The organism is Pseudanabaena sp. BC1403 (genome assembly GCF_002914585.1).
Classification (GTDB): domain Bacteria; phylum Cyanobacteriota; class Cyanobacteriia; order Pseudanabaenales; family Pseudanabaenaceae; genus Pseudanabaena.
Genome location: NZ_PDDM01000001.1, coordinates 285,952 through 307,332, shown reverse-complemented (window position 1 = coordinate 307,332; position 21,381 = coordinate 285,952). Strand labels below are relative to the sequence as shown.

At 42.1% G+C, this 21,381-nt stretch carries 23 protein-coding genes; 9 read left to right on the top strand and 14 right to left on the bottom strand.

Going from position 1 to position 21,381, the window contains the following annotated elements:
- Nucleotides 1-60: 60 nt before the first annotated feature.
- The 7 genes from CQ839_RS01400 to CQ839_RS01370 form a co-directional block, all read right to left on the bottom strand.
- A complete protein-coding gene (locus tag CQ839_RS01400) occupies nt 61-2,727 on the bottom strand; it encodes a TonB-dependent hemoglobin/transferrin/lactoferrin family receptor (RefSeq protein ID WP_103666693.1) in 2,667 nt (888 codons plus the stop codon).
- A 77-nt stretch (nt 2,728-2,804) separates the two neighbouring features.
- Nucleotides 2,805-3,638, bottom strand: coding sequence for an ABC transporter ATP-binding protein (locus tag CQ839_RS01395; protein ID WP_103666485.1), 834 nt, complete (start codon nt 3,636-3,638; stop codon nt 2,805-2,807).
- A gap of 2 nt (nt 3,639-3,640) precedes the next feature.
- Nucleotides 3,641-4,582, bottom strand: a complete 942-nt coding sequence (locus CQ839_RS01390) for an iron ABC transporter permease (protein ID WP_103666692.1) — start codon at nt 4,580-4,582, stop codon at nt 3,641-3,643.
- Between the two features lie 260 nt (nt 4,583-4,842).
- Nucleotides 4,843-5,217, bottom strand: coding sequence for a VOC family protein (locus CQ839_RS01385; RefSeq protein WP_103666484.1), 375 nt, complete (start codon nt 5,215-5,217; stop codon nt 4,843-4,845).
- Nucleotides 5,210-5,719 (bottom strand): flavodoxin FldA, encoded by a 510-nt coding sequence (fldA, locus tag CQ839_RS01380; RefSeq protein ID WP_103666483.1) that lies wholly within the window; start codon nt 5,717-5,719, stop codon nt 5,210-5,212. Before fldA ends, CQ839_RS01385 begins: the two co-directional genes overlap by 8 nt.
- 45 nt (nt 5,720-5,764) lie before the next feature.
- Nucleotides 5,765-6,418, bottom strand: a complete 654-nt coding sequence (locus CQ839_RS01375) for a Crp/Fnr family transcriptional regulator (RefSeq protein ID WP_103666482.1) — start codon at nt 6,416-6,418, stop codon at nt 5,765-5,767.
- 331 nt (nt 6,419-6,749) lie between these two features.
- Complete coding sequence (locus CQ839_RS01370) at nt 6,750-7,781, bottom strand: chlorophyll a/b binding light-harvesting protein (protein WP_103666481.1); 1,032 nt, start codon at nt 7,779-7,781, stop codon at nt 6,750-6,752.
- A 256-nt stretch (nt 7,782-8,037) separates the two neighbouring features.
- Between CQ839_RS01370 and CQ839_RS01365 the strand changes: the two genes are divergently transcribed.
- Nucleotides 8,038-8,691 (top strand): class I SAM-dependent methyltransferase, encoded by a 654-nt coding sequence (locus CQ839_RS01365; protein ID WP_103666480.1) that lies wholly within the window; start codon nt 8,038-8,040, stop codon nt 8,689-8,691.
- Nucleotides 8,692-8,830: 139 nt separating this feature from the next.
- The gene (thiO, locus tag CQ839_RS01360; RefSeq protein ID WP_103666479.1) at nt 8,831-9,880 is read left to right on the top strand and encodes a glycine oxidase ThiO; all 1,050 of its coding nucleotides are present in this window, start codon (nt 8,831-8,833) and stop codon (nt 9,878-9,880) included.
- 133 nt (nt 9,881-10,013) lie between these two features.
- On the opposite strand, the gene CQ839_RS01355 is transcribed toward thiO, so the two are convergent.
- A complete protein-coding gene (locus tag CQ839_RS01355; RefSeq protein ID WP_103666478.1) occupies nt 10,014-10,520 on the bottom strand; it encodes a hypothetical protein in 507 nt (168 codons plus the stop codon).
- Between the two features lie 28 nt (nt 10,521-10,548).
- Entirely contained in the window at nt 10,549-11,046 is a 498-nt protein-coding gene (locus tag CQ839_RS01350; protein ID WP_103666477.1) for a hypothetical protein, read from the bottom strand.
- A gap of 134 nt (nt 11,047-11,180) precedes the next feature.
- Between CQ839_RS01350 and CQ839_RS01345 the strand changes: the two genes are divergently transcribed.
- The 5 genes from CQ839_RS01345 (at nt 11,181) to CQ839_RS01325 (ending at nt 12,905) form a co-directional block, all read left to right on the top strand.
- On the top strand, nt 11,181-11,390 hold the full coding sequence (locus tag CQ839_RS01345) for an AbrB/MazE/SpoVT family DNA-binding domain-containing protein (protein ID WP_103666476.1): 210 nt from the start codon (nt 11,181-11,183) through the stop codon (nt 11,388-11,390).
- 64 nt (nt 11,391-11,454) lie between these two features.
- Complete coding sequence (locus tag CQ839_RS01340; protein ID WP_103666475.1) at nt 11,455-11,658, top strand: hypothetical protein; 204 nt, start codon at nt 11,455-11,457, stop codon at nt 11,656-11,658.
- 8 nt (nt 11,659-11,666) lie between these two features.
- On the top strand, nt 11,667-12,062 hold the full coding sequence (locus CQ839_RS01335) for a type II toxin-antitoxin system VapC family toxin (protein WP_103666474.1): 396 nt from the start codon (nt 11,667-11,669) through the stop codon (nt 12,060-12,062).
- A 212-nt stretch (nt 12,063-12,274) separates the two neighbouring features.
- Nucleotides 12,275-12,562: a hypothetical protein gene (locus tag CQ839_RS01330; protein WP_103666473.1), complete on the top strand. Its 288-nt coding sequence runs from the start codon at nt 12,275-12,277 to the stop codon at nt 12,560-12,562.
- Nucleotides 12,555-12,905: a type II toxin-antitoxin system RelE/ParE family toxin gene (locus tag CQ839_RS01325; protein WP_103666691.1), complete on the top strand. Its 351-nt coding sequence runs from the start codon at nt 12,555-12,557 to the stop codon at nt 12,903-12,905. Before CQ839_RS01330 ends, CQ839_RS01325 begins: the two co-directional genes overlap by 8 nt.
- A 261-nt stretch (nt 12,906-13,166) precedes the next feature.
- Here the strand turns inward: CQ839_RS01325 and CQ839_RS01320 are convergent, their stop codons facing one another.
- The 3 genes from CQ839_RS01320 to CQ839_RS01310 form a co-directional block, all read right to left on the bottom strand.
- Nucleotides 13,167-14,165, bottom strand: a complete 999-nt coding sequence (locus CQ839_RS01320; protein ID WP_103666472.1) for a hypothetical protein — start codon at nt 14,163-14,165, stop codon at nt 13,167-13,169.
- A 114-nt stretch (nt 14,166-14,279) separates the two neighbouring features.
- A complete protein-coding gene (locus tag CQ839_RS01315) occupies nt 14,280-14,537 on the bottom strand; it encodes a type II toxin-antitoxin system RelE/ParE family toxin (protein ID WP_103666471.1) in 258 nt (85 codons plus the stop codon).
- The gene (locus tag CQ839_RS01310) at nt 14,534-14,806 is read right to left on the bottom strand and encodes a hypothetical protein (RefSeq protein WP_103666470.1); all 273 of its coding nucleotides are present in this window, start codon (nt 14,804-14,806) and stop codon (nt 14,534-14,536) included. Before CQ839_RS01310 ends, CQ839_RS01315 begins: the two co-directional genes overlap by 4 nt.
- A 172-nt stretch (nt 14,807-14,978) precedes the next feature.
- Here CQ839_RS01310 and carB point away from each other — a divergent pair, with 172 nt between their 5' ends.
- The gene (gene carB / locus CQ839_RS01305; protein ID WP_103666469.1) at nt 14,979-18,230 is read left to right on the top strand and encodes a carbamoyl-phosphate synthase large subunit; all 3,252 of its coding nucleotides are present in this window, start codon (nt 14,979-14,981) and stop codon (nt 18,228-18,230) included.
- Between the two features lie 311 nt (nt 18,231-18,541).
- Here carB and CQ839_RS01300 read toward each other — a convergent pair whose 3' ends face one another.
- The gene (locus tag CQ839_RS01300) at nt 18,542-19,405 is read right to left on the bottom strand and encodes an alpha/beta fold hydrolase (RefSeq protein ID WP_103666468.1); all 864 of its coding nucleotides are present in this window, start codon (nt 19,403-19,405) and stop codon (nt 18,542-18,544) included.
- A 141-nt stretch (nt 19,406-19,546) separates the two neighbouring features.
- Nucleotides 19,547-20,314, bottom strand: a complete 768-nt coding sequence (locus tag CQ839_RS01295) for a sulfite exporter TauE/SafE family protein (protein WP_103666467.1) — start codon at nt 20,312-20,314, stop codon at nt 19,547-19,549.
- A gap of 214 nt (nt 20,315-20,528) precedes the next feature.
- Here CQ839_RS01295 and CQ839_RS01290 point away from each other — a divergent pair, with 214 nt between their 5' ends.
- Nucleotides 20,529-21,173: a CHRD domain-containing protein gene (locus tag CQ839_RS01290; protein ID WP_103666466.1), complete on the top strand. Its 645-nt coding sequence runs from the start codon at nt 20,529-20,531 to the stop codon at nt 21,171-21,173.
- Nucleotides 21,174-21,381: the final 208 nt, after the last annotated feature.

Sequence of the window (21,381 nt, the reverse complement as noted above, 5' to 3'; positions counted from 1 at the left end):
GTTTGCGTCGTTTATTCCAATCCTCAAAATGGCAATGCCATTTTGAGGATTGAAATACTTTTAAAAAACAAAGGTCAATCCAGCCCTAAGACTAATTCCTGTTTGAGCAAATCTAGCAAGATCTGTTGGGGCAGGAGCAGTAATCAGAGGGCGCACATCGGAATAAAGGAAATATTGGCTATTAAATAGATTGAAAATTCCCATATTCAGAGTTAGCTGCGGAGTGATTTTGTAGAACCCAGTCAAGTCAACGACTGTATAGCCTTGTGGTGTGTAGGAATTAGCTGGTCGATTACTCGCAAGTCTAGGTTGACCTGCAAAGGTAGCGATCAGGTCGGCTCCCCAAATACTCTCAGGGGCACGATAGCGCAAGCCCGTTACCAACTTAATCGGATCGACAGTTTCCAAAGGTTGATTGGTAGTTTGATTCTCACCAACCGTTAGCCCCAGAGCAGCAATCAGGCTGAATCCATCATTAGTAGGACTAAAGCGATACTCACTACCCAATTCAATTCCATAGGTACTTGCCTTCGCCACATTCTGAGTTTGGAATAGACTCACATTTGGAATCCCGTTAACTGATGCAACTCCCGCACTCGCAAAGGATTCAATGAAGTTACTATAACTGTTGTAAAAACCTGTGAGATTGAAGTTGAACTGAGGATAGTTAGCTCTAACTCCAATCTCAAAAGTATCACTGGTCTCAGGTTTTAGGTTTGGATTTGATAGAGTTTGATAACGGAAAGTGGGGCTGGTGAGATTAGTAAATCCAGAATTAATTTCACTATACAAAGGTGTGCGAAATCCTTTCGCATAGCGACCAGTCAATGTCCATTCGGGCGAGGTTTGCCAGACAAAGCCAAGGCTGGGTGAAATTGCCGAGTCATTAAAGTCCGCTGCCGTAGCGCTAGGGGAATTTCGCAGATAGAGTTCATCGATTTTAGTCTTGAGTTGATAGGAATCGAATCTTAGCCCTGCAATCAATGTGAAGGTGTCACTAAAATCAATTGCATTTTGGACATAAACACCTAAACGGAAGGTGTCAGAATCAGGAAAGTCCTTGACAGGGAAATTATCCGAGCCAACCACATTAGTAGTGAGAATATTTGCTCCTGCGGCATTAAACCGATTTTCAGTACCGTTACGAATGCGCTCGTTGCGAGTAGTAGAAATATCAATTCCATAGGTCAGAGTATTAGGAATCTCATTGATTTTAAAACGACTTTGGAATTCTACTTCACCTCCAAGAAGGCGATCGCTAAAAGTATTAGTGAGATTACGCAAACGACGACGATCTACGCCTGCACCAGTTCTGACAAAATCCTGAGTACGAATTTCTTCAACATTGGAGTTTTGATAGTAGATCTGGGCTTTGGCTGCGGTCAAAAAGCTGGTGCTATTGGGATCGTTGAAATCATAGGAGATACTAAAGCGATCGCGGGAGACATTATTATCTAAAGTCTCATCCTGACCTCGAAATCCAGTTGGTGATTGCAATCCCGCCACAGTAATTGGCGCAACTTTAAAGTTATCGCGATTACGGAAGATTTCCGCAGCGAAACCAATTTTGCTAGTTGCATCTATGCGATAGACTAATTTACCGAGCCAGTTGTTACGAGCATTACTGCGGCTATCAACAAACTCGTTGCCTGTAGGAACCCTTGCTTCGGCTCCATCGCGGCGAGTGTAACCGAGTAAGCCTTCAAAATTACCGTCACGGAATGCGATCGCGGCGGTATTTGTAAAACTGCGATCGGTGGTTTCCACATTGGTCGAGAGGCTAGTCACCACTGATTGATCGGGGCGCTTTTTAAGTAAATCTTCGGGATCTATAGTACGGAAGCTAACCACGCCGCCCAAAGCGTCACTTCCATAAAGAGCTGAAGCTGGTCCCCGCACTACTTCAACCCGTTGTAAGCTTTCAATATCGACGTAATCGCGCCCAAGGGAAGATGTTCCAAAAGAAAACTGAGCAGGAAGTCGAATACCGTCATTGAGAATCAAAACACGGTTGCCGCCCAAGCCCCGAATATTGATATCTTGCAATCCATAGCGGCGATTATTCCCAACCGAGACGTTTGGTTCGTAACGGAAGACATCGCGCAAATCCTGAGATAGATTTTGATCGATTTTGTCAGCATCAATAACTGCGATTGACCCAGGGGTTAGCCTTGTTGGTCTAGCAGTTCTTGTACCTGTGACCGTAATTTCTTCTTCAGGTTCACCATCACGATTGAGGCTAAAAAGCTGTCCTTGAGTTATCAACGAAACTTCTTGGGTGGGTGGCTTGCCATTACCAAACACATTGACCCGCAAGGTATTTGCATCAAGTTGAGTAATGTTGATTTTGCTGATTTCAGCAGTAGGATCAGCGGCGCTAAATTCCTGCATATCAGGAATCGCCAGCACAGCATTGGGAATATCTGCAACCAGATTATTTCCTTCAATCCTGAAGTTATTGGTGTCAATCTGAAGCGATCGCCCTTCTGCGGTTTCCAAAATAATCTCTAGTCTTGCATCACTAAGATTGATTTGAACATTGGTAACTTGGACGGGAGAAGCTTGGGCGATTTTTAGGTCAAGGGGCTTCAGCCCCTTGTCTTCACTAGGATTTTCTTTCTCATGAGAAATATTTTCAGCGATCGCTAATTCTGAGAACAAAAATAATATCGGAATACTAAGCAATAAGAATACGGCATTCTTAAGCAGAATGTGATGAAATTTCATATGATGTTTGATGTCGATTTGATGTCGATAAATTGAGGGCAAGTTGGCGCTTGCCCTTTTTTGATAGCTTTGAAAGCTTATTTGGTAGGATCGCGACTCCTGACTAAAGTATGTGATGGCGACAGCAAGCAAATCTGTAAACCTACAGGAGTAATGATTGTCATTGCTTCCACATCAAAAACTTGACGTAGATTTTCAGGCGTGATTGATTGATCGGGAGTACCGATCGCGACAACTTCTCCTTTCTTCAGCATGGCAATGCGATCGCTATAACGCACCGCCAGATTAATATCATGCAGCACCGTAACAATCGACAATTGACGCTCGTGATTGAGCATTTTCAATAGTTCCAATAGCTCTAACTGATGATGCAAATCCAAAAATGTAGTCGGTTCATCGAGCAATAGAACTTGTGGATCTTGAGCTAAGGTCAAAGCTAAAAAAGCCCTTTGCCTCTCACCACCCGAAAGCTGCTCTACAGGGCGATCGCTAAATTCGGTTAACTGGGTTTGCGCGATCGCAGTCTCGACCATTTCGCGATCCTCTAAACTGAGATCCCATTGCCACCAAGGTTGATGAGGTGTACGTCCGAGGCTAACCAGTTGTCGCACCGTTAACCCTGATGGAACAACTTGTTGCTGTGGCAAAATCGCCAACTGCCGCGCTACCGATTGTGCAGATTGTTGATGAATCGCTTTGCCATCAAGTAAAACTGCGCCAGTTTGAGGCGTGAGGATACGGCTAAATAATCGTAATAATGTTGATTTACCTGAACCATTTGCTCCGACTAGGCTTAGCCATTCTCCTTTATGCAAAGATAGCGACACATCCTTTACAATCGACTGTTTGCTATAGCCACCAAAGAGATGTTTTGATTCTAACAATGCATCAGAAAGATCATAATTATCCATCTCTAACCTCTCTTACCGCGACGATAGAGTAACCAAATAAATAGCGGCGAACCCAGCAACGCTGTAACTGCGCCCACAGGCAATTCCACCGTTCCTAATCGCGATAGCAAATCTGCAAGTGTTAGCACCCATGCACCACCGATCGCCGAACATGGCAAAATCCATCGGTAATCAGAACCTACTAGCAAGCGCACACCATGCGGCACAACCAAGCCGACAAAGCCAATTAGTCCCGCCATACTGACAGCGCTTGCTGCTAGTAAACTCGCCACTGCCCCGATCGCTAAACGCGATCGCACAAGGGAAGTTCCTAAACCTGAAGCCATATCGTCGCCGAGATTGAGCAAATTGAGTGGACGCGCTAATAAGCAACCAGCAATTAGTGCCATGCCCACATATGGCCCAACATTATTCACTTCAGCCCATCCGCGACCATTGAGACTGCCGATCAACCAATTTAGCGCCGACTGAATCCTGCCATCATCAGCGAGTAATAGCAATGTTGTCTGAATTGCCCCAAACATGGAACTAATCGCCACACCCGCCAAAATCAAGCGCTCGACCGATAGTCCACCACCTAAGTAGCCAAGGGTATAAACGAGTATTGCGGTAGCGATCGCACCTAGCCATGCACCCACAGGAACCAAAGTCTGCACTACACCTAGAGTAATCATTGCGATCGCCACTAGTCCAGCACCTGCGGAAATGCCCAATACAAAGGGATCGGCAAGTCCATTGCGCAGCATTCCTTGCAACAATGCGCCCGACATTCCTAGCGCCGCACCGACTACCATCGCCGCAATAATGCGCGGTAATCGCAGTTCCCAAATAATCGTTTGATTAATTGATTCGCCTTGATGCCAGAGCGCTTGCCAGAGATCATTCCAGCTAAGCGGGACGGCTCCTTGGCATAGCGAAATTGCCATCGTTAGCAGTAGTCCCATCGTTAGCAAAACTAAAGTTGGCAGGAAGCGATCGCGCAAAAGCAAATGATTAAATTTAAATTTCTGAACTGTCATCAATCAAATCAACCTGAATAAATCTAATCCTAACTTTTGCTAAGTAAGTTGCTGAAATTAAGCGTAGGATAAGTTAGCGATAGCTTAACCCATATCATTTCCACCTAATTGATGCGTTACGTTGCACTAACGCCATCCTACATTTAGCTGTGTATAGCTACTTATATGCGCTAGGTGAAAAAATATTATTGAGAATTCTCGGCAATCCTCCATAAAACACCTGAGGGATCAAAAACAACAAAGTCGCGCATTTTCCATTCCTGCTGTTTTGGTGGAATAACTCTCACCTTATACTTTTCAGCAATGTTGCGGCTTTGGAATTCAGCCCACCAACTATCAACATCTTCGACCAACAAATGCATCATTAGGTTTTCGGCAAGTTCCTTTACATAAAAATTCTGTAAGAAAAAGCCTACACCTGTATTACCAACATTAAAGACAGCTAGTTCCGCATCTTCATAAAATATTTCAAATCCAAGGTCTAGATAAAATGACTTGGAGAGATTGAAATCTTTGGCAGGAACAAAGGCTCTCAAGTTTATAGCATTCAAGTTAGACACCAAACTCAGACCTCAACAGCGCTACCCACTTTTTCAATCTTTGTTCAGTCAACTCCGATTGATTAGTATCATCTAGAGCCAACCCAACAAATTTACCATTGCGTACTGCTTTGGATTCATCAAATTCATAACCTTCCGTTGACCAATAACCAATGGTCTTGCCTCCACGTTCTGTGATCTTTTCTTCGAGAATACCGATCGCATCTAAGAAGTTATCCGAATAGCCAATCTGATCACCACACCCGAAATAAGCAACTTTCTTCCCAGAAAAATCAACATCATCAAGTTCAGCGTACAAACCTTCCCAGTCTGATTGCAATTCACCGATATTCCAAGTCGGACAACCAACGATTAGGCAATCATAGCCTTCAAAATCACTAGTATCGGCTTTGGCGACATCATGTAAATCCACAAGCCCAGCACCAAATGCTTTCTGAATTTCTTCAGCCGCACTCTCAGTATTTCCAGTCTGAGTACCAAAAAACAGTCCAATCTTAGCCATAGTTGTATTTTTCCTTGTTTAGAATAATGAGCAAATGTTGAGAACTTAAATAGGGGATTCCTGCAAAGACGAAAATGACCTTTCAGGGAAATTTTGATGCAACGTTAAATAATGATTTTTCCAACTGAGTAAACCTTGTAGTCGCAGTTGATTGAGCGATCGCGTCATGGTTACTCTGGTCGAACCAATTGTATCGGCAATATCTTGATGGGTGAGCTTAAGGCAAATAGTCATACCGCGATCGCAAGGTTTCCCAAACTTTCTAGACAACCAAATGAGAAACTTCTTGAGTTTGACATCAGTAGTGCGGCAATGAGCAATATTCAATAACTGTTGCGTTTGCTGACAATGGTCAATAATTGCGCTAGAAGCCTGTTCCCATAAAATCGATGGCAAGATTTCCATCTCAACATCATTTAAACATTGAATCTGGTAAGGATCGAGAGTTGACATGAGGCTGCCAACAATATCGCCTTCATTCCATAGTCCCAAGATAATCTGGTTGCCGTCTTCATCCCAAGTCATCGTCCGCACAATCCCAGTTTTAATGCGCCACAACACATCACTGCGAAGCGGAATATACTCGTAACGCTTGAAGTAATAGCTTTTGAGTCCATGATTGAGCAGATGTAAAACTCTTGGTGGTGCAAGTGGAATTGACAAATGGTTATCAGCTAATTTGACTAATGTGGAATTCATTAATTAAACCTCTTTTATTTATGTATCAGTGCCATCAGCAGCCAAAAGTTTGCCAAATAAGTTATTGATGCGATCGTCAATAAACTGCCAAGAAACATCGCCATAATTTTGTTCTCTAATATTTTTTGAGAAAGCCATATTTCTGTTAAAGGTTTGGCTTTGCTAAATCTTTAGAAACTATTTAAGAATTGTCTAGATCCCCCCAGCTCCCCTTAAAAAGGGGGGAGAATTAAATTCTTCCCCCTTTTTAAGGGGGATTGAGGGGGATCTCTGAGGGCTTTTAGCCACAGAAAGTAATTCCTAAATGGTTTTTCAACAGAAATATAGGGCTTTATTCCGCATTCGCCATATTTAGAGCGCGACTAACACTACTAAAATCAAAGCCGATCGCTTTCAGTGCGTGATACAAATGTCCTTGCAAGAACAAGAATGCCAAGATGAAATGAGCATTAGCAAGCCAGCAGCGGGGAGTATGCGCTCCGAAGGGTAATGTTACTGTGTCAGCATAGAAAGGCATGACACTGAGCTTTACTTGCAGGATTTCACCATAAAATTCCACTGGATAGGCAAGAGTATTAACAGCACAGAAATAGGAAGCGACAAAACCAGCTAGTGCGATGCCACCTAATGAATAAGAGAGAATTGCTTCACTAGAGAAAATCAAGACTTTCTTTGCCCAAGCCAAAGGAGGCACTACGATATGCCAAATGCCACCAGCTAAAAGCATAATTCCTACATAGATATGACCACCAACTAGATCTTCTAAGCTATTCACGCTTGCAAAATGGGTTTGATAGCCATAGATCACCAATGGATCGAGAGTTGGTGCTGTCACAACTCGGACAGCATGAATAGTCGAGTCATAAAGCCCACCAAAGTACATCGCTTTTGCGGCAAGCAATAGTGCTCCTGCTCCTAAGAACAGCAAATGATGGCCCAAGATGATTCCTAATTTGCGCGAGTCAGTCCATTCAAAGTGGAAATTTTTGGCAAAGCCTTTTAGCTCTTTGAGACTAGCTGGAGTTTTAGTGAGGTGAAACAATGCTCCCGCCGCCAAAACTGCGGATGAGATCAGGTGGAGTGAACCAATTACAAAATAGGAATAACTATCAATAATAGCTCCACCTTCGCCAACACCAATACCTAAAGAAGCAAGATGTGGCAGTAAAATTAAGCCTTGGCTACCCATAGGCAAATCTGCTCTATACCATGAGATTTCATACAGGGTAAAAGCACCAGCCCAAAAAGCAATTAATGCTGCTTGAGCAACATGAGCCACGATAAAAAGACCTGAGAGATCTGCAAAACGGGCATTCCCAGCCCACCAATCAGATTTAACGTTCGGATTTTCAGAGATTTGCATAGCTAATTAGATCAACAGTAAGTTACCAAAAAATTTGCGGTTTGAGTTGCAACTAATAGGAATTACTTGCAATAAATTTTCTTTGCTTATGCTACTAGAAAATTCTTTGTTGAGAATTACTATCATTAAAAACTTAATAAAGCTTAATATTTATAAAGAAGTGGGATAGGCAGTGCGAAGCACTGCCTATCCCACTTCTTTAGCGTCACCAAAAATTTGAGTATGATTGGATTGGTATCTCTTGCTATAACTACCTATGCTACTTGCTTCAGAACAACGTACAAAACTTGATAACTCAGATGATGCGCTGTTCTATGACTATCCGCGCTTTGTCACCCATGTAGATGATCGCTTTATTCAGCAACTTACAGAGCTTTATCGTCAGCGCTTACAACCAAATACACGCATTCTCGATTTGATGAGTAGCTGGGTGTCACATCTGCCCGAAGAAATGGAATTTGCTCATATAGAGGGACATGGACTGAATGCTGAAGAGTTGGCTCGAAACCCTCGTCTAGATCATTACTTTGTCCAAAACCTCAATAAACAGCAATTATTACCCTTTGCCGATCGCTCTTTTGACGCAGTGTTAAATACAGTCTCAGTGCAGTATTTGCAATATCCAGAAGCTGTATTTGCGGAAATTCATCGCGTTCTAAAAGTTGGTGGCATTGCGATTATTAGCTTCTCAAATCGGATGTTTTATCAGAAGGCAATTCAAGCATGGCGAGATGGGGAAGAAGGCGATCGCACCAAATTGGTGTTTAAGTATTTTGGAGCGGTTCCAAAAGGCTTCACCCGTCCTGAACTAGTAGCAAATGTAACTCCTAGTTCTCCTTTTTTAGCGATGTTAGGCATGGCTAGCAACGATCCGTTTTATGCTGTAGTGGCAACTCGTTGTGAAATATAGCGCTCTGCGCTGTAGTAAACCCCAAATTTTTGATAAAAGTAATGCTTCGCAATACTTTTATCAAAATCTAAAAATGTTGCGGTGGGCTACTCCCACCGCAACATTTTTAGATCAATTATTCTGAATTGAGCGAAATAGAATGACTGATGTTTTAGTAATTGGTGGTGGCATTATCGGCTTATCAACAGCGATCGCCCTTTCTCAAAAAGGGGCAAATGTCACTATAGTTGAGCGAGATCTGTGTGGACATGCTGCAACATGGGCGGCGGCGGGAATGCTAGCACCCGAAGCAGAGCGACTAGAAGGTGAACTATTAGATTTTGGCATCCGTAGCCGTGAAATGTATCCGCAATGGATAGCAAATTTGATGCGGTTGTCTGGGCAAGACTGCGGCTATTGGTGTTGTGGGATGTTAGCGCCAGTTTTAGAAGAAAGCGATCGCCAAGTTATATCTGGACATCCCAAATATATTAGTCGCGAAGAATCTCATCAGAGGCTATCGGGTTTAGGGCAATCTATTTTAGGCTCTCTCTGGTTGCCTGAAGATGGACAAGTAAATAACCGCAAACTCACGCAAGCCTTACTAACAGCAGCGCGATCGCTTTCGATCAAGATTTTAGAAGGAACAACAGTCTACCAGATTGGACGCGATCGCTCTCGGGTGACGCATCTCGATACTAGTGCTGGTAAATTGCAAAGCGATCGCTATGTTCTAGCAACAGGTGCATGGACTCGCTCTCTGATGCCTTTGCCGATTAAGCCGATCAAAGGACAAATGCTTTCGGTATTCGATGATGATCGCAAATTACAAAAGGTAATTTATGCTCCAAGTTGCTATATCGTGCCGCGCCAAGATGGAACGATTGTGATTGGTGCAACAGTTGAGGATAATGGCTTCGCGCAGGGCAATACTGCCGCAGGGATTGCGCAGTTATTAAACAGAGCTATTTCTATATATCCTGCGATCGCGAATATGCCTATCACCGAAACATGGTGGGGATTTCGTCCCCATGCTCCCAATGAAGTTCCACTTTTAGGAGCAAGTGATTATGAAAATCTAGTTTTGGCGACTGGTCACTATCGCAATGGGATTCTCTTTGCACCGATTACGGCTAAGCTAATCACTGATTTTATTGTTGATGGCATAGTTGATGAAAGTATAGGTTTCGTCTCTCAAATTAAGACATAAACCCAAAGAGAGAATTGCGCCGCAACTCTCTCTTTGGGTTTGCACATAAATGTTTGCAAAATAATAGAGCTAGTCTTTATACCAAAGCACGTAATTGCGTAGACATTTTGTGCTTTTCAAACCCTTACTGGGTTTATTGTTTTTCTCTATTCTTCAATAGTTTATCGCGGATAATTTTGAGAAGGATGCCGATCGCCATAGCGATCGCGCCGACTAGCAGTAGCTCTTTGAGCATCAATGGATTCTCAAAGGAAAACCAGCCATAACAGTCCCCGTCACAATTGTTGCGGGGCGGTGCAAACCAAGGTCGGTCACGATAGCTCCAATATCCTTGAGCTCCCAACAAAATCAGTCCGATCGCTAACCACGAAAATCCAATGTCTTGCCAAAGCTTTCCATTTGATAGTAAAAAAAGTGCGATCGGGGCAATAATTAGTCCTAATCCAAAGTAGTTATGATATTCGCTACTGATGGATGCTCCCTGATGTTTCCATATGCCAATGATTGTTGCAAATGTTGCCATGATCATGGCGAGGATGAATGCCCAGTATGGTTTGAACATGATAATTAGGATGAGCCAAAGAGATAAATAGGCTGACTGAATTTCGACAGCAAAGTTTCTGTTTTGACGAGTGGTCATAGTAATATCGATTCAAATTGAAATTAATTTAGTCATTGCATAGAACACAGCCACCATCATGCTCATATACATTATGTTTGGGGCATAGAATAAACATCTTAGGCTCGCTTACATAACCCCATACTTCAGAGATTTGCTTACATCGATCCTGAATTTCAAATGCTTCTATGAGAATGCGAAACTTTTCTAGAGATGTGAAAACCCATTCTTTATGTGGCTCATAATCAAGGATATCCCAACCCATCTGACATGTTGTCGAATCAATGACTTGCAGAATAAAATACTTCTGCTCATCAAAGTTATCTTGAACCCAAGGTAGTTCACTTACGTCAAATCCAACTAAACCTAGACCAAAAACACCTTGATCATGAGATGCAAACCATACGGCTATTTTTCGTTGTAGATCGTTTTTAGCAAGAGTTGAAGCTGCGATCGCGATGACAGAGATGAAGACTGAAGTCAAGCCATTATTCATTTGTACCGAATGAAGATCAGGTCTTTTTTCGTAACTAATTGAATTTGACATCAGTTTTTACTTGCCTTTATTCCCTAGACACAGTTATAGTTCCGTGTGATCGGCGATCGCACTATATTCCTATGTATGTTAGCTTTATGTTATGTAATTTTATGATTAGAACTACTCAGAGCTAAGGATAAACAATGCGAGAAGTTACTTTATCACAACATTATCAGATTTCTATTCCACAGGAAATTAGAGATTTGTTGAATTTGCAAGTGGGACAAAAGTTTTCAGTTGTTCTAAAAAACGATTCAATCACCCTTGTCCCTCAATCTTCTATACAATCATTTCGAGGTGTCTTAAAGGGAGCTAATACCCATAATGTACGCGATCGCAGTGAAAGAGTATGAAGTTTCTTGTTGATACTTGTGGGTGGTTAGAGTGTAAAATCAGGTTATTAAAGAGGTAATTGCTATGAGTCAATATGTTTTACTTCGCATTCAGTCTCTTCAAGAAGAGCTTGAAAGTTTAAAAAAGATTGTCAGTCATCAATTGTTGCAGGGTCAGCGTAAAACTACTTATATCAAGGTTCTGTGGAAAGACTTTGAGATAAATGATGATGATTTTGCTGATGCAAGAAGTGCTGTTTTTAAAGATGCAAATAATTGGCAAGAGTAGAAAATCAAATGGATACTTATTTGGTATATACTCATGCTCTAGCTTGGTTTATTGCTGAAGACAAACGTTTATCATCTTTGGTGGAGAATCTTCTTAATCAAGCTCAAGAGGGAGAGATTCAAATTCTCATTCCGACTCTTGTTTTGGCTGAACTTATGCATATTGCTGAAAAAGGTAAGGTAAAAGTAACAGTTGAGCAGATTTTGCAACAAATTAATCAGGGAGACGGATTTACAGTGGTGGCTTTCGATTTCCCTATTTTTCAAGCGATGCTTACATTACCGAAAGAATGGGATATTCACGATCGCGTGATTGCGGCAACGGCTAGTTATTATCAAACAACGTTGATTACAAGAGATGAGATGTTGAGGGCTTCATCTAGAATAAAAACTCTCTGGGATTGAAAAAACAGGTGAAGTGATCGCTCCTCATACATTTAAGCTAAATGGCGATCTCCCCATCACCAATAAATTCCCTTTTCGCTAAAGCAACTAATTTCGTTCAAAAAATTAGGTGCATGTCATTAATAAAACCTACAGGATAGGAGATCGCACTATATTCCTATGTATGTTAGCTTTATGTTATGTAATTTTATGACTAGAACTGAGGTTAAGCCATGTTAACTACAGAAGCTTCTACACAGATAAATGTTAGGCAGGCTTTAATCCAAGAAATTGATCAGACTTCAGAATCTCTTTTAAGCGAAGTCCTAGACTTTCTTTTGTTTATTAGAGCAAAACATTCACCAATACAGACAGAAATACAAACAGATGTTGGTGAATTAGTAGAAGATTATGATGATCCCAAAGAAAAAATCTTAGAAGATCTTCGCCAGTCTTTAGAAGATGTTAAAGCAGGTAGAGTTCACGATATTTCTCAACTTTGGGATGGAATTGATGTCTAGCGATAATCCTAAATTGAAGATTCAGTTTACAGATGTTTTTAAGCGTCAAGTTCGAGATTTAGCAAAGCGCTATAGACGGATTAAATTAGATATTCAGCCAGTTTTAGATCGAATTCAGAGTGGCGATCTAGTTGGCGATCAGATTCAAAATACTGGGTATACAGTATTTAAGGTTCGCATCAAAAATAGTGATATTCAGAAAGGTAAAAGTGGCGGCTATAGGTTAATTTACTATATTAAAACCTCTGAGAATATTTTATGTGTTTTGATTTACTCGAAATCTGATGAGGACAATGTAACATCATTAGAAATCAAGAAAATTATTCAAGAATTTTATAATTAATATCTTGAATTTCTTGTCCTTTGCGATCGCCTATCCCAAAAATTAGCCCCAATATCTTATCTTTGCAATCACCGATGATTTCTCGAGAATTAAAAACAAAGTTAATCTTTTCTAATGACATAACCTCGGATAAAAACAGCTAACTTTAACTGGTGTATAGCTTCGGTATAACGATGGCCATTACCCACCGTAAATAACTGTTGCTTTACAGCCAATCACTTTTTCTGAGATCGGTGTATATGGGTTTTATTAGGATGGGTTTCATATGACTTCAAATCCAACAAACTTTTGTAAGTCGAGAACTATTTCGCTCACTTTATTTTGCTTGATATCCCAATTGCTTACCCTAAAAATATTCCACCCCTCTACTTGTAGTTTTCGATCTTCCGCTAGGCGTTTTGAGTAAGTTTCTTCATCAGCTATCCATTGATTACCACGTTTTATTGCATAGTGGCTAATATCATCAATCAATATTGCATATCTATGATTATTCCAAAATGCAACAAAATCTATACGATACAGATCTTTTGCCAGTGTCCGTCCCGAAGCTTGCAAAACCTTTTTCGATGATGAATGCCATTGTACCCATGCTTGTGGAATTAACATTGGTATATGCCTATAAGCCATGCCCAAATTTTTGGCATATGCTTGAAAGAATATTTTTTCATAATCAGTTTGATTCATAGCGAAAAGGGCTTTTTTTAATGCTGAGTTTGTTTCCGAGCTAATTCCACAAGCGGCCTGAAAAATTGAAAAGTCAAAATTTGGATATACATTCTGCCAAATAACACCTATCCCAGACTTCAATTCAAATTTTAGTGATTGCTTACCTTCTCTAGCAATTACAGCAAAATCAGGCTTTACCAAGCCAAAAGGAAGTCCACCAGGAAATTGATGCAGAAATAAATCATTAGGTTCATTAGAAGAGATGATTTTCGGAAGTTTGACTTGATGCCCCTCAACAACTAAGCCTTCTTGTAGACATACATTTCGCATTACTTCTTTTGACTCATTAGAAATATATGATTGCGACAACACCAATCCTACGACTTTTAAGAATTTCTGAGCGTCTGTTAAATCGCTCCAATCTATGGATGCATAATAGTCCTCAACACGTGAACGTCTCGCGCCAGTGACATCACGCTCGGATCGACCTAGTTGTATGTCAGCCATTTGGAAAATGTCATCAATCTGACGAAGAACTAACCCGACACAGAATTCACGAAATTCCAAACGCAATGCTGATGAAATGTATTCCATAAAATATTTTTTATCCGTGGTTAGTTTTAGTTGGGGGTGATTTTCTAACCAACAGTAGGTATAGAGGAGATTTTTAGAGTCACGCGCTGCATACTAAGCGATCGCCTCTGTTAATTACTGGTAAACATCTCTACGATGACCAATTTTAAGTACCAAAACTAGTAGTTGATTATCCTGAATAGAGTAGATGATTCGATAGTTTCCCACCCTAATGCGATAAAGATTATCTTCACCTGCCAGCTTGACCACACCATCAGGACGAGGAACATTGGCTAAAGCATCAATCTTTATCCTTATCCTTTGTTGTTCTTCCGTGGATAGAGATTTTAGCTGTTTGGCAGATTGCTTTACAAACTCAATGCGATACGTCATAGCCCAATCTCAGCCTTTAGACTTTCCCAAGAGATAGTACCTTCAGAATCAATAGATGCTAGAGCAGCTTTAGCATCTGCAAGATCCTCATAATCTTCATCAGCCTCATAGTTACCAGCATTTACATTCAAACCATCTTGTGAATGTTTTGCCCTCACAAACAAAAGAAAATCTAAAACCTCACTTAGTACATGATCTGAAGTTTGTTCGATTTCTTGGATTAGCGATCGCTTTACATCACTTTGAGTAGAAGTTTCTGTCGTTAACATGGCTGCACATCTCTGATATATCTAACCATCTGCATCTTAACACCCCTCAAAGGTATAGAGAAATAGTGTTACTTCTTAGTCAGTAAACCAATTAGCATCATGCGCTACATACTAAAGGATCGCCATGAGGCTATAAAATGTATTGCGAGTTACCTAAGAAATACAAGATAATATGCCCCGCCGTACTGACATCCAAAAGATTTTATTGATTGGCGCTGGCCCAATCGTGATCGGGCAAGCCTGCGAATTTGACTACTCAGGAACCCAAGCCTGTAAGGTTTTACGGGACGAGGGCTACTATGTGATCCTAGTTAACTCCAATCCTGCGACGATCATGACCGATCCCGCCACTGCCGATCGCACATACATTGAGCCAATTACCCCCGAAGTTGTTGCCCAGATTATCGAGAAAGAGCGTCCTGACGCGATCTTGCCCACGATGGGCGGACAAACAGCGCTAAATACAGCCGTATCCCTTGCAAAAATGGGCGTTTTAGAAAAATATGGTGTTGAATTAATTGGCGCGAAACTTGAAGCGATCGAGATGGCGGAGGATCGCAAGCTATTTAAAGAGGCGATGGAGCGCATTGGCGTTGCTATGTGTCCATCTGGCTTAGGGACAACTATGGAAGAATCCCGTGCGATCGCCCAAGAAATTGGCTCCTATCCCCTAATTATCCGCCCTGCCTTCACTATGGGCGGAACTGGCGGCGGGATTGCTTACAACCAAGAGGAGTTTGAAGAAATTTGTGCCTCTGGTTTAGAAGCGAGTCCCGTATCGCAAATCTTGATTGAGCGATCGCTGATTGGTTGGAAAGAGTATGAGCTAGAGGTGATGCGCGATCTCGCCGATAACGTGGTGATTATTTGCAGCATCGAAAATATTGATCCGATGGGTATCCATACTGGCGACTCGATTACGGTTGCACCTGCTCAGACCTTGACTGACAAGGAATATCAGCGCTTGCGTGACTATTCGATCAAAATTATTCGTGAAATCGGCGTAGAAACAGGTGGCTCGAATATTCAGTTCTCGATCAATCCTGAAAATGGCGATGTGGTCGTAATCGAGATGAATCCTCGTGTGTCTCGCAGTTCGGCGCTTGCATCGAAAGCAACAGGATTCCCGATCGCTAAATTTGCGGCGAAACTTGCTGTTGGCTATACGCTAGATGAAATTTCTAACGACATCACCAAGAAAACCCCTGCTAGTTTCGAGCCAACTATTGATTATGTAGTTACCAAGATTCCTCGCTTTGCCTTTGAGAAATTCCCAGGGTCTGAGGCGGTTCTCACTACCCAGATGAAGTCAGTCGGTGAAGCGATGGCGATCGGGCGTACTTTCCAAGAGTCTTTTCAAAAAGCATTGCGATCGCTTGAAGTTGGTCGTTTTGGCTTTGGTGGCGATCGCGAAGAAACCTTACCCGATCTCGAAAAAATTAAGTACAGTCTGCGAGTTCCTAATCCCGATCGCATTTTCTCAATTCGCGATGGATTTTTGTCAGGTTTATCGGTACAAGCCATTTTTGAACTAACCAATATCGATCCTTGGTTCTTGCAAAAAATGCGCGAGATCACCGATGTGGAACTTTCGATCAAAGGTCGGAAGCTCGATAGCGTCAAAAAAGAAGAGATGCTGGAAACAAAGCGGATGGGCTTTAGCGATCGCCAGATTGCCTATCTCACGGGTACAAATGAAGATACAGTTCGCGCCTATCGCAAAGATTTGGGCGTGATTCCTTCCTACAAAACCGTTGATACCTGCGCGGCTGAATTTGAAGCGCTCACTCCCTATCACTATTCGACTTACGAAGAAGAATCAGAAATTTTGCCTTCCACTAAACGTAAAGTCATGATTCTCGGTGGTGGACCAAATCGAATTGGACAGGGAATTGAGTTTGACTATTGCTGCTGTCATGCCAGCTATGCTTTACGCGCCGCAGGTTTTGAAACAATCATGGTTAACTCGAACCCTGAAACTGTTTCTACGGACTATGACACAAGCGATCGCCTCTATTTCGAGCCATTGACTCGCGAAGATGTACTAAACATCATCGAAGCGGAAAAACCTGAAGGCGTAATCATTCAATTTGGTGGACAAACTCCGCTCAAACTTTCGGTTCCCTTGTTGAAATATCTCCAAGATACAAATTCCACAACTAAGATTTGGGGAACTTCGCCTGACTCCATTGATATTGCTGAAGATCGCGAACGTTTTGAGGCAATCTGCCAAGAAATCGGTATTACCCAACCGCAAAATGGTTTAGCTCGTTCAGAAGATGAAGCCGTCGCGATCGCGCAACGTGTCGGTTATCCTGTGGTTGTTCGTCCTAGCTACGTTCTTGGTGGTCGTGGCATGGAGGTTGTCTACTCTGATGCTGAACTCGAAGACTATATGCGCCGCGCCATTATCATCGAGCCAGAACATCCTGTACTAATCGATCATTTCCTTGAGGGTGCGATCGAGGTGGATGTCGATGCGATCGCTGATCAACTTGGCAATGTCACCATCGGCGGCATTATGGAACATATCGAAGAAGCAGGGATTCACTCTGGTGACTCCGCTTGTTCGATTCCCACTTTCTCCTTGCCTCCTGAAGTTCTTGCCACCATTCGCAAATGGACAATTAGCCTTGCTAAATCGCTAAAAGTAATTGGCTTGATGAATATCCAGTACGCGGTGCAGTTGAATAACAATAACCTCAAGGAGAGCAAAGTCTTTATCCTTGAAGCCAATCCACGCGCCTCGCGTACCGTTCCCTATGTCAGTAAAGCAATTAACGTTCCCCTCGTTAACTATGCTTCACGAATTATGGCTGGTGCGACCCTTGCGGAACTCGGTTTAACTGAAGAAGTAATTCCCAAGCACATCTCGATCAAAGAAGCCGTACTTCCCTTTGCTAAGTTCGCGGGAACCGATACAATTTTGGGTCCAGAGATGCGATCGACTGGTGAAGTTATGGGCATTGACACTGAGTTCGGACGCGCCTTTGCCAAAGCTCAACTTGGTGCAGGCACACATCTTCCCCTTGAAGGAACGGTCTTTATCTCGGTCAACGATCGCGATAAAAGCGGTATTTCTACGATTGCTGAAGCTTTTGTTGAACTTGGATTTAAAGTCGTGGCGACAGAAGGGACTCACAAAGTTCTGCGCCGCAACAGCATTGAATCAAAGCAGGTTCTCAAGGTTCACGAAGGTCGTCCAAACATTAGTGACGTGATGAAAAATGGTCAAATTCAATTGATCGTTAATTCACCCAGTGGCGAAGAGGCGAAAACCGATGGCAAGATGATCCGCCGCACCGCGATGGCTTATAAGATCCCTGTGATTACAACATTAGCTGGTGCAAAAGCCGCGATCGCAGCCATAAGAGCCTTACAGACTGGCGGTATTTCCGTAACCGCACTTCAGGATTATGCTTAGAAACCATTTAAGAATTGTCTAGATCCCCCCCAGCCCCCCTTAAAAAGGGGGGAGAATTAAATTCTTCCCCCTTTTTAAGGGGGATTGAGGGGGATCTCTTAGAGCTTTTGACCGCAGAAAGTAATTCTTAAATGGTTTCTTAAGCTGTAGGGTGTGTTAGCGTCAGCGTAACGCACCCTACTTTTGGTCTTGCCGAAATTTTCGCTCAAATGAGTTAGAAGAACTTTTTGAAAGTGTTGCTAAGCAACACTTTCAAAAAGTTCTTGGTTTGGGTTTCAGCACAAAGCGCTGTATCAATGGCGGCAGCCAGATTACAGACAAGGCGAGGTAACGGGTTTTGCTAATAAATCTACTAGAAGCCTATGCAGTAGATTTGTCTGCTCTAGCATTGCCATATGTCCACAATCTGGAAATTCAAAAACATTCTCCCCATAACCATTAAAAGAATAATGGAAACTAGCAAGATGATTTACATATTTTGGTTCCATTATGGTGTCATTTGCACCAGCTACAAAATAAATCGGTTGTTGCAACTTTGAGACGATTTGCGGTAGCTTGTGAACTTCCTGTTCACTAGTAGAATCTAGCAAAGTTCCTTTTGCAGCTTGATATTTAGCAGATACAAAATCTATCGCTCTTTGTTTACCCCAAGTCTGATCCAAAGGATACTTGACACTATCTTTGGCAAATTGAACATGAACTAGAGGTATATCTTGTAGCCACTTGGGGCGTAATTTTAAAATGATTTTGCCTGCTGTCCGAAACTTCTCAAACTCTTCTTTGATGTAAATACCTCCGCCTGCATTTAGACAAACAACACCTAAAATCCGATCGCTAAATAAATGTGCTGCCCATAAAGCGATCGCACCGCCAAGGGAATGCCCCACCAACCAAACCTGCGAAAGCTCTAAATGATCAAGTAACTCTTCTAAATCCCTTGCATAACTAATTAACGAATAGTCATCGCGATCGCTAATTTGAGAAAGTCCAAACCCCCGTAAATCGTAGGATAAGCATTGAAAATCAGTTTGTAACTGACTAATCAATGGCTGCCAATAAGCCTGACTAAGCATCCAACCATGCAAAAAAGCGATCGTTGGAACTTGCTTTTTTGCTTGTGTAGGAGTTGTTAGGCTATAGCTATGTTTTGCTCCTTGAATGATGACACTGGACATATAGAGGACAGCCTATAGTTGCAGATAAAATGCGATCACTGATCCGATCATATAACAAGACAATGAGCTTAATTGCGTTGTTTCGCAAAGCTATCCAAATAAAGGCGGCGCGAAGCGCCGCCTTTATTTGGATAGCTTTGATTAAGCCAGCCAACTCTTAATAAAAAAGTACAACGTCATCGCTGAACCAACACCAATTACAAATCGCTTTACTATAATCGGGGGGATTTTTTGAACATAGTAAGCACTGATATATCCACCAATAGCCGCACCGATCGCAGCAATAGTACCCTCTTGCCACAGAATCACCCCCGCATTAACAAAGGGAATCACGATTACCGCATTAATACAACTTGTAAGCATAGTCTTATAGGCGTTCATCCGATGGATATTAGTCATCCCCATCAGCGCAAAAGTAGCCAGAAACAAAATCCCCATGCCACCGCCAAAAAAACCTCCATAGATAGCTACAACTAATTGCAAGATGATAATTAAAACTGTTCGCAATTTTCTAAGCTTAGCGAATCGGGATTGCTGTAGCTCAAGCCACATCGTCATTTTATTACTAAAAGCAAAAGCCAATGTTGCTGTCAGTAGTAGATATGGCAAAACTTGCAAAAAAGTTGCAGATGGAGTTCTGAGGAGCAAAATTGCCCCTAAAAGCCCTCCAATCACTCCCAATATGCATACTTGAATTAGCGATCGCTTATCCTTATCAAACTCATGACGATAGGCTCCGGCACTGGCTAATGTTCCAGGTAATAAGGCGATCGCATTAGTGGCGTTAGCAGTTATAGGCGGAATACCGACAAACATGAGAACAGGAAACAAAATAAAACTGCCACCCCCTGCGATGCCATTTATCCCACCCGCTAATAACGCCGCCCCAAAAATTAGTAAATATTGCATATTTAACGATATATATACTGCCTTCCCAGTGAATAATTAGTGGTGCGCGGCTTAGCCGCGCACCACTAATTATTCACTGTATAACGCCTTTTCTTAAGGTGGGAAGGGAGTATATCATGGTAACGATATAATACGATTGAATCCAAACCCAACTTTTAGACGTAAACATATCTGAGAGAAAACAAACCAATCCACTAAATTGGAAAACAATAATATGGTTCAGGTTTTTAGGAAATATCAGAAGTTTTTATTCAGCATTGTTCTTGGGATCACTATCTGTTTACTTGCAATAAATACTAGTGCACCAGCTCAATCTCATAACCTCGCGCCCAAAGTCAATAGTTCGCAGCTAGTTAATACCTCAATCAGTTTAGCAACCTATCAACAGCAAGCTGAGGCTGAACTTATTTCTCAAGGGAATTTGATTAGCCAAGGTGCTAGTTTCACTCGATTTGCTGCAATATTGTCAGGAACTGAGATTTACCCGAACCCAGCGACAACGAATGCCTCAGGCGTGCTTGGAGCAGCCTTGATCGGCGATCGATTAATTGTGCGTGGCAGTTTTTATGGTTTAAATAGCCCCCTACGTGACTATGCTACCGATCCTGCAGCCCCTCCCAATCCAAATATTACTTCAGGTGTACATATTCATAAAGGAGCTGCTAATGCTAATGGACCTTTCCAGTTCGCCTTGCAAGTGCAAGTTAACTCAGATGGTGTAAGCGGCAATGTCAAGGGCGAATATAAGCTAACAGATGAGCAACTCCAAGCTCTTAATAGTGGTGGCTTATACGTTGATATTCACACCAAATCTAATCGAGCAGGCGAGTTACGCGGTATTTTAAATGCACAGTCGTAAAACTAAAAAGCTGGTGGGTTGCTTAGGGATGAAAATTAAATAACTTATGCAATTCAAAACCCAATATGATTAAGGTGGACGAAGCCTGCCGCAATCATATTGGGTTTTATTTAATTTGCGATCCTAAGTAGCTTTTTTAAAGCTGAAACAGCCGATCTAAGTTCGCTATTTTTGCACCTTAACAGGGGTAATGTGTGGGGTATGATTT

What these genes read in the sequence shown, in the direction of transcription:
- CQ839_RS01395 (WP_103666485.1), bottom strand. Translation starts at nt 3,638, where the DNA reads ATGGATAATTATGATCTTTCTGATGCATTGTTAGAATCAAAACATCTC.
- thiO (WP_103666479.1), top strand. Translation starts at nt 8,831, where the DNA reads ATGACTGATGTTTTAGTAATTGGTGGTGGCATTATCGGCTTATCAACA.
- CQ839_RS01400 (WP_103666693.1), bottom strand. Translation starts at nt 2,727, where the DNA reads ATGAAATTTCATCACATTCTGCTTAAGAATGCCGTATTCTTATTGCTT.
- CQ839_RS01300 (WP_103666468.1), bottom strand. Translation starts at nt 19,405, where the DNA reads ATGTCCAGTGTCATCATTCAAGGAGCAAAACATAGCTATAGCCTAACA.
- CQ839_RS01350 (WP_103666477.1), bottom strand. Translation starts at nt 11,046, where the DNA reads ATGTCAAATTCAATTAGTTACGAAAAAAGACCTGATCTTCATTCGGTA.
- CQ839_RS01320 (WP_103666472.1), bottom strand. Translation starts at nt 14,165, where the DNA reads ATGGAATACATTTCATCAGCATTGCGTTTGGAATTTCGTGAATTCTGT.
- CQ839_RS01345 (WP_103666476.1), top strand. Translation starts at nt 11,181, where the DNA reads ATGCGAGAAGTTACTTTATCACAACATTATCAGATTTCTATTCCACAG.
- CQ839_RS01325 (WP_103666691.1), top strand. Translation starts at nt 12,555, where the DNA reads ATGTCTAGCGATAATCCTAAATTGAAGATTCAGTTTACAGATGTTTTT.
- CQ839_RS01390 (WP_103666692.1), bottom strand. Translation starts at nt 4,582, where the DNA reads ATGGGACTACTGCTAACGATGGCAATTTCGCTATGCCAAGGAGCCGTC.
- CQ839_RS01295 (WP_103666467.1), bottom strand. Translation starts at nt 20,314, where the DNA reads ATGCAATATTTACTAATTTTTGGGGCGGCGTTATTAGCGGGTGGGATA.
- carB (WP_103666469.1), top strand. Translation starts at nt 14,979, where the DNA reads ATGCCCCGCCGTACTGACATCCAAAAGATTTTATTGATTGGCGCTGGC.
- CQ839_RS01355 (WP_103666478.1), bottom strand. Translation starts at nt 10,520, where the DNA reads ATGACCACTCGTCAAAACAGAAACTTTGCTGTCGAAATTCAGTCAGCC.
- CQ839_RS01335 (WP_103666474.1), top strand. Translation starts at nt 11,667, where the DNA reads ATGGATACTTATTTGGTATATACTCATGCTCTAGCTTGGTTTATTGCT.
- CQ839_RS01315 (WP_103666471.1), bottom strand. Translation starts at nt 14,537, where the DNA reads ATGACGTATCGCATTGAGTTTGTAAAGCAATCTGCCAAACAGCTAAAA.
- CQ839_RS01370 (WP_103666481.1), bottom strand. Translation starts at nt 7,781, where the DNA reads ATGCAAATCTCTGAAAATCCGAACGTTAAATCTGATTGGTGGGCTGGG.
- CQ839_RS01290 (WP_103666466.1), top strand. Translation starts at nt 20,529, where the DNA reads ATGGTTCAGGTTTTTAGGAAATATCAGAAGTTTTTATTCAGCATTGTT.
- CQ839_RS01340 (WP_103666475.1), top strand. Translation starts at nt 11,455, where the DNA reads ATGAGTCAATATGTTTTACTTCGCATTCAGTCTCTTCAAGAAGAGCTT.
- fldA (WP_103666483.1), bottom strand. Translation starts at nt 5,719, where the DNA reads ATGGCTAAGATTGGACTGTTTTTTGGTACTCAGACTGGAAATACTGAG.
- CQ839_RS01310 (WP_103666470.1), bottom strand. Translation starts at nt 14,806, where the DNA reads ATGTTAACGACAGAAACTTCTACTCAAAGTGATGTAAAGCGATCGCTA.
- CQ839_RS01330 (WP_103666473.1), top strand. Translation starts at nt 12,275, where the DNA reads ATGTTAACTACAGAAGCTTCTACACAGATAAATGTTAGGCAGGCTTTA.
- CQ839_RS01375 (WP_103666482.1), bottom strand. Translation starts at nt 6,418, where the DNA reads ATGAATTCCACATTAGTCAAATTAGCTGATAACCATTTGTCAATTCCA.
- CQ839_RS01365 (WP_103666480.1), top strand. Translation starts at nt 8,038, where the DNA reads ATGCTACTTGCTTCAGAACAACGTACAAAACTTGATAACTCAGATGAT.